This is a genomic window from Streptomyces alanosinicus, assembly GCF_014650595.1.
Lineage (GTDB): Bacteria > Actinomycetota > Actinomycetes > Streptomycetales > Streptomycetaceae > Streptomyces > Streptomyces alanosinicus.
Genome location: NZ_BMVG01000060.1, coordinates 1 through 14,127 on the forward strand (window position 1 = coordinate 1; position 14,127 = coordinate 14,127).

Below are 14,127 nucleotides of genomic sequence, written 5' to 3' on the forward strand. Positions count from 1 at the left end.
ACCCCGGCCGGCGCGTCGGGCCCTTGGCATGCCCGAAGACGCCACACGGCCCGAAAACATCCCCCCGGCCATCAACCCGGTTCAGCCAAACCCAACTGAAAGGCGGAGGCTGATCAGCGGTCTGCCAATGCCTCCGGCACCGGTGACACCACCTTTTCGATCATCGTCGACTGGGGGCGCAAGTCATGCCGGGCCGAAGGCCGGGAGCCTCATTGCGAGGCCACGAAGAAGGTAACTGTGATAGTCGAGGTGCGGCCTGGGTTGGGCTGCTGCCAGGCTCGGCGTCGATGTTCCGGCATGACCCACAAGGTCCCGTCGGGAGTGCACGCATTGCATACAGCTGTGGGCACTCTGCGCTAACGACTTCGTCATCACGCCTCGGTAGCTTCCAAGGCATCCGTCGGTGAGGCGGAGAAGAACGACTACAACAGCAGAGAAACGAGAAGGAAGCCGTGTTCAAGAATCGACTCGTCGGCGCAGCCGCCCTCGCCGCCTTCGCCAGCGTCTCTCTCGGCTTGGCCACTCCCGCCAACGCGGCGCCCGCCAAGGACAGCGTCGCCGCCAGTTGCAAGGCTGGCAATGTCACAGCCAAGGAAACTATGAAAATACGCACGACTCCCAAGATGTCCGGCATTGCCCTCGGACTGTTCCCCAAGGGCGCCGCGACCTGCCTCAGGGGCGGCGGGCCGGGTGGCATGTACACCGCCTGTGGGAGTCACCAAGCGGGCTGGGCATACATCGACTATCGAGGCATGAAGGGCTATGTCATGGACGGCTGCCTTGACTACGGCGGTCCTATTGACTGGTGACTGGCCCATCGGCACACCCTCAGGTATGCGGACAGCACTCCTGGGCGACAGGCACGGTGACGTGGCCCGCGCGCTCAGGAAAACGCTGACGCGCCTGTTGAGGGCATCGGCTCCGTCTCAGTTTCCGTCTCATTCACCACCGTTCGAGGCCGTTCGAAGCAGATCACGCCACGGCCGGGAGTACGGGGATGAACGAGGCTGAACGGCCGTGGATCGCGCCCTGACCAGCACGAACAGACCTGGACAACGGCACTCGGCCGACTCGGCATCGGCTGAGTGTGCCCGTGCCAGCGGTGCCCGGCACCCGAGTCTGGGGTGTGCGGGCCGCGCCGCACGTCGCATCAGGTGACCCTCTCGGCTGGTTCACTGCGTAGCAGGTCCGGGCGGGTCTCGGCCATCGCGAAGGCCCGTGCGAGCCCGTCCACCAGGATTCGGTCGATGCAGTAGAGGCGGGCTCGCTCATCCCGCTGGAGCAGCCGGTCCGCGCCTGCCGGGCCGACGTGCCGTTGCATCGCCCGCCTCATCGAGCAGCAGTTCGGCGCCGGGCTGACTCAACCCAGCGAGAGCGATCTCGCGATGCTACGCCAGGGCTCTCAACTCCTGCACGAGCGCCTGCCGCTGACTACTCGTGGTGCCCTGAGCCACACCCACCTGGTTGGGGTCACCTCGGGGACCGACGCGTGGGCGGGCAAGTCGTCGACCTCTCAGTTCACCGTGGTCGGCATCTTCTTCCTGAACCGCAAGCTCCTCCGGAACCCCTGGTGGGTGGCCGAGCACCTGCTCCACGAGGCACTTCACCAGAAGTTGTACGACTTCTGCCACGCCCACTCTAGGCTCGTCCGCGACCTCGACGACTCTCCGAATGCTCCCGCCGATGTCCGTCGCGTCGTGTCGCTGTGGAACGCCCCAGGCCTCAACGGGAACTGAACCGTTCCGGGTTTGATCGAGACTCTAGGTCGTGACTGTGACCTGGGGTTTCGTGGTAGTACTTGGTCTCGTATTCGGCGGGTGGGATGTGCCCTATTTCACCGTGGAGCCGACGGTGGCAGTACCAGTCGACCCACTCGGCGGTGGCGAGTTCAACCTGGGAAAGCGTCTTCCAGGGCCGATAGGGCTTGATCAACTCGGTCTTGAACAGGCCGATCGTGGACTCCATGAGGGCGTTGTCGTAGGCGTCGCCGACCGATCCGATCGACGCGGCGATGCCTGCCCGGTCGAGGTGCTCGGCGAGCGCGAACGATGTGTACTGCGAGCCGGCATCGGAGTGATGTATCAACTCGCCTTTCTGGTGAGGTTGTTGGTCGCGGTCGCGCTGCCACAGGGCCATGTCGAGGGCGTCCAGGACGAGCCGTGTCTCCTTCGATGTGGCTGCTGACCAGCCGACGATGCGGCGGGAGAAGGTGTCCACGACGAAGGCGACGTAGACGACGCCGGCGAACGTGGTGACGTGGATGAAGTCGGCGACCCAGCATCGGTTCGGGGCGGGGGCGACGAAGTCGCGGTCCACGAGGTCCGGGGCCCGTTCCGCGCTCGCGTCGGGGATGGTGGTGATCACCTTTTTGCCGCGGACCGCTCCGGTGACGCCGAGTTCACGCATGAGGTGCTCGACGGTGCAGCGGGCCACCGCGACATCCTGGCGGTTCAGGTGCCGCCAGATCTTCCGGGCGCCGTAGACACGGTAGTTGGCCTCGTAGGCCTGTGTGATCAGGATCTTGAGTTCGGCGTCGCGGACGGTGCGGGCCGCGGGTGCGGCCTGGCGTTTGTGATGGGCGTAGTAGGTCGACGGGGCGATCTTGCAGTCGTGGTCGGTGAGGACCCGGCAGACCGGCTCGACGCCGCCGAAGCGGTCCTTGTGCTCGTCGATGAACGCTACGAGCGTGTGTGTGGCCGGTCGAGCTCGGCCGCGAAGAAAGACGCCTTAGATTCAACCGGTCAGAGCAACAGTGCTGGTTGAGGACGGGTTACGTGGCGAGATTGGGTCGGCCGGGGATGTCGGACGAGATGAAGGCCGACTTGTGGCGGCGGTGGAGGGCCGGGGAGTCGATCAGCGTCATCTCGAGACAGATCGGCAAACCACCCGGCTCGGTGTTCACCGTCCTCAAGCACCACGGAGGAATCGCTCCCGCGCCCCGCAAGGCGCGCGCTGGAAGCCTGACCTTGGGCGAGCGGGAAGAGATCTCACGCGGGCTTTGTGCCGGCCATTCCTACCGGGCGATCGCCGGCCTGCTGGGGCGTGCGGTGTCGACGATCAGCCGTGAAGTCGGCAACAACGGCGGACGCGACGTATACCGGGCAATCGCTGCGCAGGAACGGGCACTTGACCGCGCCCGGCGCCCGAAACAGTGCCTGCTCGCCGCCAGACCGGCGCTCAGGCAGACGGTACTGACCCTGCTCTGCGAGGAGTGGTCACCCGAGCAGATAGTCGGCCACCTCCGTCGTTATCACGGCAATGACCCGGCGATGGAGATCAGCCACGAGACGATCTACCGGTCGGTCTACACCACCCGGTGGAAAGTGATCCCCCGCGAGGTCTGCAAACGCCTTCGCACCGGCCGCCCGATCCGGAAGAACAAGCGACACACAGTGAAGGGGCAATGGCGCTCGCAGATCACCGATGCCCGGCCGATCGAGGAGCGGCCCCAGGCCGCGGAGGACCGCAGCGAGCCTGGGCACCTGGAAGGCGATCTGGTGATCGGCTCGAACAACAGCCAGGTCGCCACACTGGTCGACCGCAAGACGCGGTTCCTCACGCTCGTGAAACTCGCCAGCCGCCACACCAACGTGGTCGTTCCAGCTCTGGCCGAGACATACACGCGCATGGACTCCCGACTACGCGGCACGCTGACCTGGGATCGCGGCATGGAACTGGCAGCGCACAAGCGTCTCAGCACTGACACCGGCGTCGACGTGTTCTTCGCAGCCCCGCGCAGCCCCTGGCAGCGCGGCACCAACGAGAACACCAACAAGCTGCTCCGGCAGTACCTGCCCAAAGGGACGAACCTCTCGACGTTCAGCCAGGGCGACCTTGATGCCATCGCGGCGAAACTCAACAACCGCCCCCGCAAGTGCCTGGGATTCCGCACCCCGGCCGAGAGTGTTGCCTTGACCGGTTGAATCTAAGGCGCCAATTTGTGTACACCGTGAGGAATCTCAAGCCCCGGATTCAGCGGGTCCGTACGAGCATCCGGGAGGGGCCGTGGAAGACCAGGTCGTCACCGTAGACGGGTTGCGTCGCGAGGACGGGGTGCGGCATCCGGCGTAGCAACTCGGTGAGTCCGACCGCCGCTTCGACGCGGGCGAGGGCAGTGCCCAGGCAGTAGTGGGGGCCGGTGCCGAAGCCGAGGTGGCCGCCGGGTGTGCGGGTGATGTCGAGGCGATCGGGGTGCGAGAAGCGGGCGGGGTCGCGGTTGGCTGAGCCGAGGACGAGGACGACTGAGCCGCCACCGGGGATGGCGCGGCCGGCGAGCTGGCCGTCGCGGTTTGGTTGGCGGGCCCGGGTGACCATCTGGACCGGCGGGTCGTAGCGGATCAGCTCCTCCACGGCACCCGCCATCTGGCCGGGTGCGGTCGCTCCGCGCAGGGCGGCGAGCTGGTCGGGGTGGGCCAGGAGCGCGAGGAGTCCCTTGCAAAGCAGCAGGGTGCTGGTCTCGTGCCCCGCGGTCAGCAGGTGGACGCAGGTGCCGGTGACGACGTCGTCGCCCAAGCCCGCTGCTCCGGCCCGTTCGGCCATGGCGCCGATTAGGTCGTCGCCGTATTGGGCGCCTGAGAGATGTGCCGTTCTGCGGCGACGTAGCTCTGTCAGAAAGTACGCGTCCAGTTCACGGGCCGCCGTGTCCGCGACGGCGAATGCGTTTGGGCTGCGCCCGGCCCGGGCGCGGGTCGCCTGCTGGAGGTCCAGTGCTCGGGTCCGGAACCAGTCGCGGTCCGCCGGCGGGACGCCCAGCAGTTCGCCGATGACCAGCAGGGGGAGCGGCGCGGCGAACCGCTCGACCAGGTCGACCTCATCCTCTTCGAGGAGCGTGTCGGCCAGACGGGACGCCAACTGCCGGATACGCGGCTCCAGATTACGCACGACGGTCAGGGTGAAGGCCGCTGCGGCGAGTTTGCGCACCCGCCCGTGCAACGGCGGGTCCATGAACACCATCCAGTTGCGGACGGTCCTGGCCAGGTGCGGGCACTCGTCAGCCGGTACCCACGCTGGGCGCGGGCCGCGCACGTACGCGCGGTCGGCGAGGATCTGTGCCACGTCACTGTGCCGGAAGACGTACCAGGAGCCGTCCGCTCCGAAGTGCACAGGGTCGCCGGACCGGTAGCGGGCGTAGAGGCTGTAGGGGTCCGCAAGCGGTATGTCCGAGGCCCGCAGCGGGGGGAGGGCTGGAGCCGGGGCCGCACCCGGCACTGGCGCTGTCACGACAAGCCGTTCGACCGGGGGAGCACCACACCGCACGTGTCCCCGGCGCTGCCGCTGAACCGGTCCGCGAAGAAGGCCATCAGCTCGCCCACACTGCCGGGCACCGCCTCGCACCGGCGGGCGGCTGCTGCCAAGTGTGCGAACCGCAGGCCGATCGAGCGGCGTGCAATGTCGGGCCGGGACCCTGCGGCAGGCAGTGCGTCGAGCTCGAAGGTCGGCCCTGCTGTCCTGCCTGGCTGCCCCGAGTCCATAGTCACCAGGAGTTCGGCGAGGGGGCGCATCATCCCGGTCATCACCTCTATGGAGCAGTTCATCAGTTCCGAGCGGCGCAGGCTCGCGTCGGGGCATGTGCCGAAGTGTTGAGCCATCAGCTGGAGCATCATGTGATATGAGTGGTTGAACAGAGTGGCCACGGTGCGGGCATCGGGATCCGTGATCGGGGCGCAGGTGCCGTCGCGGCGCCGCAACACCGGGTTGCGCAGCACGGGGTGGGCGGGGTTCCAGGGGACCCGGTGGCCGTACGGGCCAGGTGCCCGCTCGGTGGTCAACAGATCGGCGATGCCCAGGAACGTTCTGAAGTGGGAGACTTCCGTGCCGCACTCCAGCCCGCCTCCTGAGCCGCTCTTACGGGTATCCCTCGCGCCGCTTTCCCGTCCGCACTGCGGGCTGCCCCCCTCCGCAGCCGCCCGGTCGGCCGCTAAAAGAGGCGCCCAACGGGCTGTCCCACCCTCACCCTGCTCAGTGATCAAGTCCACTGCGAACAGGGCACTCGTCACGTCGTCGACCTCCAACTGGTAGTCGGGATGGCGGGTGTTCAGCGCCGAGCGTAGGAAGAGGTGATGTTCGCCGCCGCCGCGCCCCTTGTCGACCAGGAACAGGTCCGGCACGCGCTGCAATCCCTCGCGGATGCCCGCGTACAACTCGCTGACCGAGCGCCAGGCGAATCCGTGGCCGCTGCTCTCCCAACTCCTCGACGGGTACCACTGCGTGCCTGTTCCCGGCCGCTGGATCTCCTCCATCAAAGACGCGGGCTGCTCGATGGCGACGAAGCGTTGAACACTGCCGATGCTGAGACCTTCGAGCGCGAAGTCCAGCGGTACCGGGAGCACGGCGTTGACTGTGGCGAAGTCGACGACCGGCACGTGGAAGGGCTCGCCCATCGCCATGATGATGTTGTTGACCAGTAGGAAGTGGATCATCTCCTCGCGGGCTACCGACAGCAGGCTCCCGCGGATCCCGTCGTCAAGGCTGGCCCCGCCCGTCCCGCAGGCCAGCTTCCACTGCCGATGCGTCCACCGCCCAGCGCGGACCTGAGCGAGCCCCGCGGCGTGGGTTGGCACGGAGAACGCCGCATACAGGTACTGGAGCATGATGGCCAGTTCCAGCATGGCCGCCTGTTTCAGCGCGGTCCACAGTTCGCCCCGCGTGCTGATCCCGGCGTGCTCCGAGCGCCGCCGATCGCGACCGCCGGGATGCCGCTTCGCCGGGACGGTCATCGGTGGGCGCGCCCGCGCCGCCTGCAGGTTGCGCAGGTGGGCGAGGAGCAGCCGCGCCTTCGGGTCGGACAGGTCACGCGTCGGAGGCATGTAGTACGTCATGGCCCGGTTCCCCGGATCGCACATCTGCCACACCAGATCGGCGTACGTCTCCACCTTGCATCGGTCGGCCAGGGTGAAGACCTCTGTGCGCATGAACGAGGAGATGTGCTCGTAGAAGGCGAACACTTCCCGGTGGACCAGCTCGAAGCCGACCTCCTCGCGCGGCACGTCGTCCAGGTGCCAGTCGTCGGGTAGTACGCGCACGGTCAGTGAGCCGGGCCCGGCCCAGTAGCCGAGTGCGTCCCCGTCGTCGTACGCGGTCCAGGCCGAACCGGGCGTCTCGGGGTCGACCGGCGGTGCGTCGAGCGGATCGGTGGAGAGCAGGATCCGGCAGGTGCCAGCGCGTTCCCCGCGCAGCACGAGCTCGCCGTGCCCGTGCGCGTCGGCCTCCACCACGCAGTCAGCCGCCCAGCCGTCGGAACCGGCCCGCCCGTCACGTGTGCCGAGCAGTACGGCGTCGGCGCAGCGCGCCGCGGATGCGCCGGCGGTGCCGTCCGCAGGCAGGGCGCGAGGGTTGTAGAACTGGCGGACGTGGATCCTTCCGGGGCCGGCCGGCCGGCCCCGGACGTAGGACCGCAGCGGCACTCGCACCGGATGGTCGGCATCACGGGTCCGGTCACGGTGGTGCAGCACCAGGAGGGCCTCGTCCGTCTGGACGTTGGTCTCGCGCTCGGTCAGCAGCGTTCGTCGCCCGCCCCTGCCGTCGGAGCCGGTCAGCACCAGGGCCTGCTCGGCGGCCTCCGGCCATCCCGGCTCTGCGGGCACGTCGACGATCCCGCATGTGGTCTCCTCGCGGTAGGACCGGGATGGGATCCGGGCCACCAGCGCATCGGTGCGGGCAGTACGCAGCTCCAGGACGCCTGCGTCCATGGGCGGGCCGAGCCGGTGGAGCGGACCGTGCGGCCCCGGCCGGGCTGCCCTGGAGGCGAGTGGAACGGCCGTCACCATGTTCAGGGCGGTGCGGCCGTCCGCCACCCTTACCGTCATGTGGTGCAGAGGGGACCCAGTGACCGGTACGAGCAGCCGCCCGGCCGGATAGCTGCGCAACTCGTCTGCGTGCCAGGGCGCGACCGTGCCCCGTACCCGCCACCGGTCGGGGGCGTCCGGCTCTTGGGGCGAGGCCATGTTGTCCAGGGCGAGCTGGACGACGATCCCGTCGGCCCCATCTCTGAGGGCGCTGCGCAGCGTGGCCACGGCAGGGGAGGCGCCGCTGTCCGGCTGGTCGGCATCGAGCCAGTCGAGGTCCGGGGCTGAGACCGTGAACTGGTGCACGGCGGCATAGCGCAGCCGGGAGGCGAGCACGTGCTCGCCGACGTCCTGGATCCGGGCGAAGCTCACCCAACGCGGCGGGTGCACGCCGGTGACCCCTCCGGTGAACAGGTAGCCGTGGTCGTGGGAACGGCCGCGCCGGCCGACGCCGAACCGGCCGACCATCAGCGCGGTGGTCCAGTTCGACGCCGGGTCCAAGTCGAAGACCCGCGCGCGATTCGCGGTGGTGCGCAGGTAGGGGTTGTAATGCCCCCAGACGTCGACACGGCTGCCGACCACCGGGTCGGCGTCCGTGTCCGCGCCTCCGCTGCAGCCGCCCTCCGTCTCGACGGTGGTGACCCGGGCGTCGAGCCAGAAGTGACCGTTTCCACCGAAGTTCCAGCCCTTGACGATGCCGAATAGGCCGTTCGGGTCGGGCCGGCCGTTGGGGCCGAAGCGGGTTCCTCTGCCGTCCAGGAAGGCGTGGTAATCGGAGGCCGGCAGGTCGGCTGGGTAGGGCCCGTCGTCGGTCAACACCCGGTGGCTGGCCAGGTCGACCATCCCGCACCGCGGCCCAGTCGGGAGCCGGGTGACAGCCATGCCCTCGAAATGCAGCCGGGGCAGATCGAAAACGCTCATCAAACCGGTCCTGTCGCGTCGTGGTGGCAGTGGGCGGTGTGGGAGGGCAGCGCGGATCCGGCCCGGGCGAGGTCGTCGACGGCCCGCACGGCGGACTCAATCGCGCCCTCGATCCAGGCGGGCGCTGTCGAGCAGTGCTCACCAGCAAAGAACAGCCGGTCGGCCACGGGACGGGCGGCGCGGGCCCGTTCGCTCTCACAGGCCGCGGGGCTCTTGCCCCAGCGGGTCGTGCAGCCCGCGTTCCAGGGGGAGTCGCCACCCCACACAGTGCTCACTGCACCGAGCACCATGCCGGGCCGCAGCAATTCGGGGTGGAGCGCGCCCAGTTCGTCCAGGACCAGCAGGTGGCGGCGGTCAGGGTCGAGCCTGCCGAGCGAGGCGGCCTCCTCGCCGATCGTGTAGCTGGCCAGGAGGACGGCCCCGTCCTCCTGGCCGCCGTCCACGGGCGGGTAGTAGGTTTGGCGGATCCGGCCACCCGTGGACGAGGCCCCGCTCTCGATGCCGTACGCGTGCCAGAACGGCTCCCGGCAGTGGAACGCCACCTTGGTGGCGGGACAGTACTCCACCTCCTCGAGCACGGCGCGTTTGTCAGCGTCGACGCCGGTCAGCCGAACCCGGCAGAGCGAGGAGAACGGCAGCGTGCACACTGCGAAGTCCGCCTCCCGGGCCGTCGTCAAGTTCTCCGGCCCGGACGTCGAGTGGACCCGGACGCCCTCTCGCCCGACGTCGATGCCCACCACGGTGTGGCCGTGCCACACCGGCCGTGACAGCCTGCGGGCGATGCCGTACGGCAGCTGGTCCATCCCGCCGTGCAGCCGGGCCAGTGCCGGGCCGGTCTCGGTGAGGATGTCGTCCAGAAAGCTGTCCAGACGCTGGCTGAGTCCCGCCCGCAGACCGGGGTGGACGGTGAACAGCGAATGCAGGCAGACCCGGTCCCCACCCGGCCCGCGCATGTGGGGGCGTACGTCGACCCGGGCTAGCAGTTCCAGTAACTGGTGCCGCAGGTCCTCGCGTAAGGCGCTGCGGAGATCGGGCGGGGCGATAGCGTCGATGACCGCGGTCAGCCACGCCCCGACAACGCTGACCTCGGGGGCCTGGCGCAGTCCGGGGCGGTGTGCCTCCAGCTCCCGGCGGAACCCCTCCATCAAAGGGCGGGCAGCATCGCGGACCCGCACGAAGCCCACGGACGTGGGCAGGAAGGCGTTCTCGTCTGACAATAGCGTTGGAAACGGGCGCAGTTGCCCTTCTAGGCCGATCCTCCTGACGTACTCCAGGGTGCGCCGGTGGTGTGCGGGGATGCGCATCGCGCCCAACTCGGCGGCGGGTGCTGTGGGCCCGGTGCCGAAGCGGTGCGTGTGCACCCGGCCACCTATCCGCGTACTGGCCTCCAGCACCTCAACCCGGTGGCCCCGTAACTCCAGTTCGTACGCGGCTACGAGGCCCGCTATCCCGGCACCGAGGACGAGGATGCGGGAGCCGCCGGTCGGAGGCGGTGCCGCCTGCGGTCCCTGACCGGTAAGTACAGCCGTCGTCTCGGACACTGCATCTCCGCTTCCTGTGGGGGACCAGGGCCGAGAGCAAGGCGCGGGCGCGGACGTCATCGGCCTGGGGTGCACCAAATCCTGCCCACCACACAGGCCACCCCATCATATGTCCTTCTTTCGAGTGATAAACCCTTGGATCACGTGAAACGCAACGTATTGGCTTCCTAAGCTCGCCAGCTCTGACGTGGGCAGGCGTAATGACGGAGCGGACCCTGCGCCACGTATGTGACGCATCGAGCCAGGGGGAGTCATGGGGACCACGGTGAGCGTGCTCGGACTGGGACAGATGGGGGCCACTCTTGCACGCACCCTCCGAACCGCCGGCCACTCGACCACGGTGTGGAACCGCACGCCCGGAAGAGCGGACCAGCTCGTCGAACAGGGCGCTGTCGCCGTCGAATCGGCCGCCGCAGCCGTCACGGCGAGCCCGCTGGTCCTGGTGTGCCTGGCCACCTACGACGCCGTCCGCGAGGCCCTCGGGCCTCTCACCGCCGAGCTGTCGGGCCGTACCGTCGTCAACCTCACGTCGGGCTCGCCACCGCACGCGCGCGAGACCGCCACATGGGCCGTCCAGCATGGAGCCGTCTACCTTGACGGCGTCATCATGACCACACCGGACGGCATCGGCACATCCCACGCCCTGCTCCTATGCAGCGGCCCGCCGACCGTATTCGAAGCGGCCCGAACTGTCCTCGCCACCCTCGGCGACCCGGTCTACCTCGGCACCGATCCCGCACTCGCCTCCGTCTACGACACCGCGCTGCTCGGCTTGATGTGGGGCACCCTCACCGGCTGGCTCCACGCCGTGGCGCTCATCGGAGCCGACGGCCCCGGCGGCCGGGGCAGCGCCACGCACTTCACCGCGGTCGCGGACCGGTGGCTGACCACCGTCCGCTCCTTCATGAACACCTACGCCGCCCAGGTCGACGCCGGGCAATACCCTGCCGAGGGCTTCGACCTGCGGCTGCACCAGCACACGATGGAGATCTTGGCCCATGCCAGCGAACTGAGGGGCATCTCCCCCCTCCTGCCGGACCTGCTTCGTGAGCTGACCGGGCGGGCGGTGGCAGCCGGGCACGGCGACGACAGCTACGCCCGGCTCGTGGAGTTCCTGCGCCTTCCCAAGGACGGCGGCCCGCGGTGAACGGACAAGCGGGCGGATATGCCAACGACGAAGGGGACCGGAGGTGAGCCGGCCCGGTCCGCACGACGTGGTGGTCGTCGGCGCGGGCCCCATCGGGCTCGCACTGACCATCGCCCTGCGCCTGCACGGCCTCTACGTGATGACCGTCGACAAAGGCCCCGGCCCCAAGCGCGAACCGAGGGCCAGCGTGTTGTGGCAGCGCGCCCTGGAAGTGCTGCGCGACCTCGGCTGCATGGATGCCTTCGCGGCCCACGGACTGCCGTTGAGCACGGGCGAGTTCCACGTGGCCGGACACCTGGCCGGCGTCCAACAGCTGCACATGGGCGACACGGCGTTCCCTGGCCCCCTCTCCATCGAACAAGACTCCATCGAACGCCTGCTGTGCGACCGAGTCCGGCAACTGGGGCCGGACGTCGACTGGTCCACTGAGGCAGTAGCCGTCCGGGTCACCCCGGAGCACGCAGAGATCGACCTCGCTAATTTCGGCGGACGCATCCGCACCGTCACCGCCCGCTGGGTGGTGGGCTGCGAGGGCGCACACAGCCTGGTTCGCAAATCCCTAGGCATCCCATTCGAGGGCGAACAGCGACACGACCTGCAATGTTTCCAGCTCAACGCCCGGCCCGCTTGGAGCCACCGCCACCAGCCGGGTACCACACGTATCTTCATCAACCGAGGCGTCACCCTGATCGCCGAGCCGCTGCCCGGCGGCAGCACCCGCTTGTTCGCCTTCCTCCCCGACCCCGAGCCACGCCTGAACGACCCGCCGACCGTGAACGAGATGGAAGCCGTCGTCTCCGCGGCCACGGCGGAGGCTGGCGTACGTCTCACCCCGACCACACCCCGCTGGGCCAACCGAGCCCGTTTCCACGACCGGGTCGCCACCACCCTGCGACACGGCCCGGCTCTGCTCGCTGGCGACAGCGCCCACCTGTGGGCGCCTGTCGGCGGTCGGGGCCTGAACACCGGCCTCCTCGGTGCCCACAACCTCGCCTGGAAACTCGCCGCCGTGCACCGTGGCTGGGGCACCGAGCCCTTGCTCGACACCTACAGCGACGAGCAGCGGCGGACCGCCCTGGCTGTTATCCGTGCCATGCGCCGCAACGTCCTCGAACTCCCTCCGAAGGCCCTCACTCTTGCCGCGATCCGCGTCCTCCTGCCACACGCCCTGCGTCGCACACACTTCCAGCGCCAAGGTGCCCTCCTGCTCAGCGACTTAGGCCGCAATCACCGGCGCAGCGCCCTGTCCGCCGACCGGGCCCGCCCCGGCGCTGGCGGCTGGCTCAGGGCCGGGGACCGGCTGCCCGACCTGTCCGTCACCACCGACACCGGCCCGGCCCGACTCCACGACCTGCTCTCCTACCGCCACTGGTCACTGCTCTTGTGCAACGCCCACCCGGACGCCGGGAAGTGCTCAGCTTTGCTGGAGACGACCCATCGCTATGCAATGCCGGTGAAGGTACAGACCGTCCAGTTGGCGCATACGACCCGCAGCGGCCCGGTAGAGGGCATGCTCCTCCTGGTACGCCCCGACGGCTACATCGGCCTACGTACGCGAACGACCGACAGGCTCGGTGTTACCGAATACCTAGACCGATGGCTTGTCCGCCGGGACGGATGAGCCGTCTCCCCTCGGCCGCAACAGTGATCCCCAACCCCGTGGCGGCCGGCGGCAGCAGGAGGAAACTGGTCTCCCCTCCCCGAGGGAGCCGCGCGCCCATGCCACGACCTCGTCCGGAGCCCCGCCCGCAGGCTCGACGCCTTGATCAGTGCACACCTGCAGGATCGGTACCAGCTCAATCTCGGCGATGCTGACGCTCAGTAGGCCGTCACGGACAGCTTGTATCGCTGCACTCCCGTCACGATGGGGACTGTAAATCGTTCGGTGTAACTCCCGATCATGGAAGATGCATCGATGACGAGTGAGAACGTGGCCGAGCACGAGGCCGGTGAGTCGGCAGCGGCTGTGTCGGCCAAGGCCGTGGATGACCAGCTGATCGACGAGCTGGTGAGCCGGGCCCAGGCAGAGGGTCTGCAGCTGACCGGCGAGGGCGGACTGCTTCAGCAGCTGACCAAGCGGCTCCTGGAGTCCGCTCTCGAAGGCGAGATCACCGACCACCTCGGCTATGACAAGCACGATCCGGCGGGCAAGGATGGTGGCAACTCCCGCAACGGCAAACGCTCCAAGACCGTCCTGACCGACGTGGGGCCGGTGGAGATGACGGTGCCGCGTGACCGGGACGGCTCCTTCGAGCCGAAGATCGTCAAGAAGCGGCAGAAACGCCTGACCGGCGTCGACGAGATGGTGATCTCGCTGGCCGCGAAGGGCCTGACCACCGGTGAGGTCCAGGCCCACCTTGCGGAGGTCTATGGCGCCGAGGTCTCCCGCCAGACCATCTCCACCATTACCGACAAGGTCCTCGAGGGCATGGCCGAATGGCAGAGCCGCCCTTTGGACTCCGTCTATCCGGTGGTCTTCATCGACGCCATCCACGTGAAGATCCGCGACGGCGCCGTCGCCAACCGGCCCATCTACGTGGCCCTGGCCGTCACCACCGAGGGCCGGCGTGAGATTTTGGGCCTGTGGGCCGCGACGGCGGTGAGGGCGCCAAGCACTGGCTGCACATCCTCACCGAGATCAAGAACCGCGGTGTGAGCGACGTGTGAGCGCTCGCGTTTTTGGTTCTGGCCGCGATGCCGTGAATCCCCAGGTCATCGCGCGAGTGCGGGAACG

At 68.5% G+C, this 14,127-nt stretch carries 10 protein-coding genes and 1 pseudogene; 6 read left to right on the forward strand and 5 right to left on the reverse strand.

What is annotated here, in order from left to right:
- Positions 1–452: 452 nt before the first annotated feature.
- A complete protein-coding gene (locus IE277_RS43465; RefSeq protein WP_189959238.1) occupies positions 453–809 on the forward strand; it encodes a hypothetical protein in 357 nt (118 codons plus the stop codon).
- 341 nt (positions 810–1,150) lie between these two features.
- Here the strand turns inward: IE277_RS43465 and IE277_RS43470 are convergent, their stop codons facing one another.
- Entirely contained in the window at positions 1,151–1,321 is a 171-nt protein-coding gene (locus tag IE277_RS43470; protein ID WP_189959239.1) for a hypothetical protein, read from the reverse strand.
- A gap of 64 nt (positions 1,322–1,385) precedes the next feature.
- Between IE277_RS43470 and IE277_RS43475 the strand changes: the two genes are divergently transcribed.
- Positions 1,386–1,736, forward strand: coding sequence for a hypothetical protein (locus IE277_RS43475; protein ID WP_189959240.1), 351 nt, complete (start codon positions 1,386–1,388; stop codon positions 1,734–1,736).
- Here the strand turns inward: IE277_RS43475 and IE277_RS43480 are convergent.
- Positions 1,723–2,673, reverse strand: coding sequence for an IS3 family transposase (locus IE277_RS43480; RefSeq protein ID WP_189959262.1), 951 nt, complete (start codon positions 2,671–2,673; stop codon positions 1,723–1,725). The genes IE277_RS43475 and IE277_RS43480 overlap by 14 nt on opposite strands.
- Positions 2,674–2,798: 125 nt before the next feature.
- Between IE277_RS43480 and IE277_RS43485 the strand changes: the two genes are divergently transcribed.
- Positions 2,799–3,923, forward strand: coding sequence for an IS30 family transposase (locus IE277_RS43485; RefSeq protein WP_229882471.1), 1,125 nt, complete (start codon positions 2,799–2,801; stop codon positions 3,921–3,923).
- A gap of 49 nt (positions 3,924–3,972) precedes the next feature.
- On the opposite strand, the gene IE277_RS50230 is transcribed toward IE277_RS43485, so the two are convergent.
- Genes IE277_RS50230 through IE277_RS43500 form a run of 3 tightly spaced genes read right to left on the reverse strand, consistent with a single transcriptional unit; the run spans position 3,973 to position 10,246 of the window.
- Positions 3,973–5,220 carry a cytochrome P450 gene (locus IE277_RS50230; protein ID WP_229882472.1) on the reverse strand — a complete coding sequence of 416 codons (1,248 nt, stop codon included), beginning with the start codon at positions 5,218–5,220 and terminating at the stop codon, positions 3,973–3,975.
- Positions 5,217–8,705 carry a ferritin-like domain-containing protein gene (locus tag IE277_RS43495; protein WP_189959242.1) on the reverse strand — a complete coding sequence of 1,163 codons (3,489 nt, stop codon included), beginning with the start codon at positions 8,703–8,705 and terminating at the stop codon, positions 5,217–5,219. The genes IE277_RS50230 and IE277_RS43495 overlap by 4 nt, the downstream gene beginning before the upstream one ends.
- Positions 8,705–10,246, reverse strand: a complete 1,542-nt coding sequence (locus IE277_RS43500) for a flavin monoamine oxidase family protein (protein WP_229882473.1) — start codon at positions 10,244–10,246, stop codon at positions 8,705–8,707. Before IE277_RS43500 ends, IE277_RS43495 begins: the two co-directional genes overlap by 1 nt.
- 253 nt (positions 10,247–10,499) lie before the next feature.
- Here IE277_RS43500 and IE277_RS43505 point away from each other — a divergent pair, with 253 nt between their 5' ends.
- From IE277_RS43505 to IE277_RS43515, 3 genes and pseudogenes are all read left to right on the forward strand, one after another.
- On the forward strand, positions 10,500–11,393 hold the full coding sequence (locus IE277_RS43505; RefSeq protein ID WP_189959244.1) for an NAD(P)-dependent oxidoreductase: 894 nt from the start codon (positions 10,500–10,502) through the stop codon (positions 11,391–11,393).
- Positions 11,394–11,436: 43 nt separating this feature from the next.
- On the forward strand, positions 11,437–13,014 hold the full coding sequence (locus tag IE277_RS43510) for an FAD-dependent monooxygenase (protein ID WP_189959245.1): 1,578 nt from the start codon (positions 11,437–11,439) through the stop codon (positions 13,012–13,014).
- A 294-nt stretch (positions 13,015–13,308) separates the two neighbouring features.
- Positions 13,309–14,054: pseudogene (locus IE277_RS43515) on the forward strand (IS256 family transposase); the annotation flags it as partial.
- Positions 14,055–14,127 lie beyond the last annotated feature (73 nt).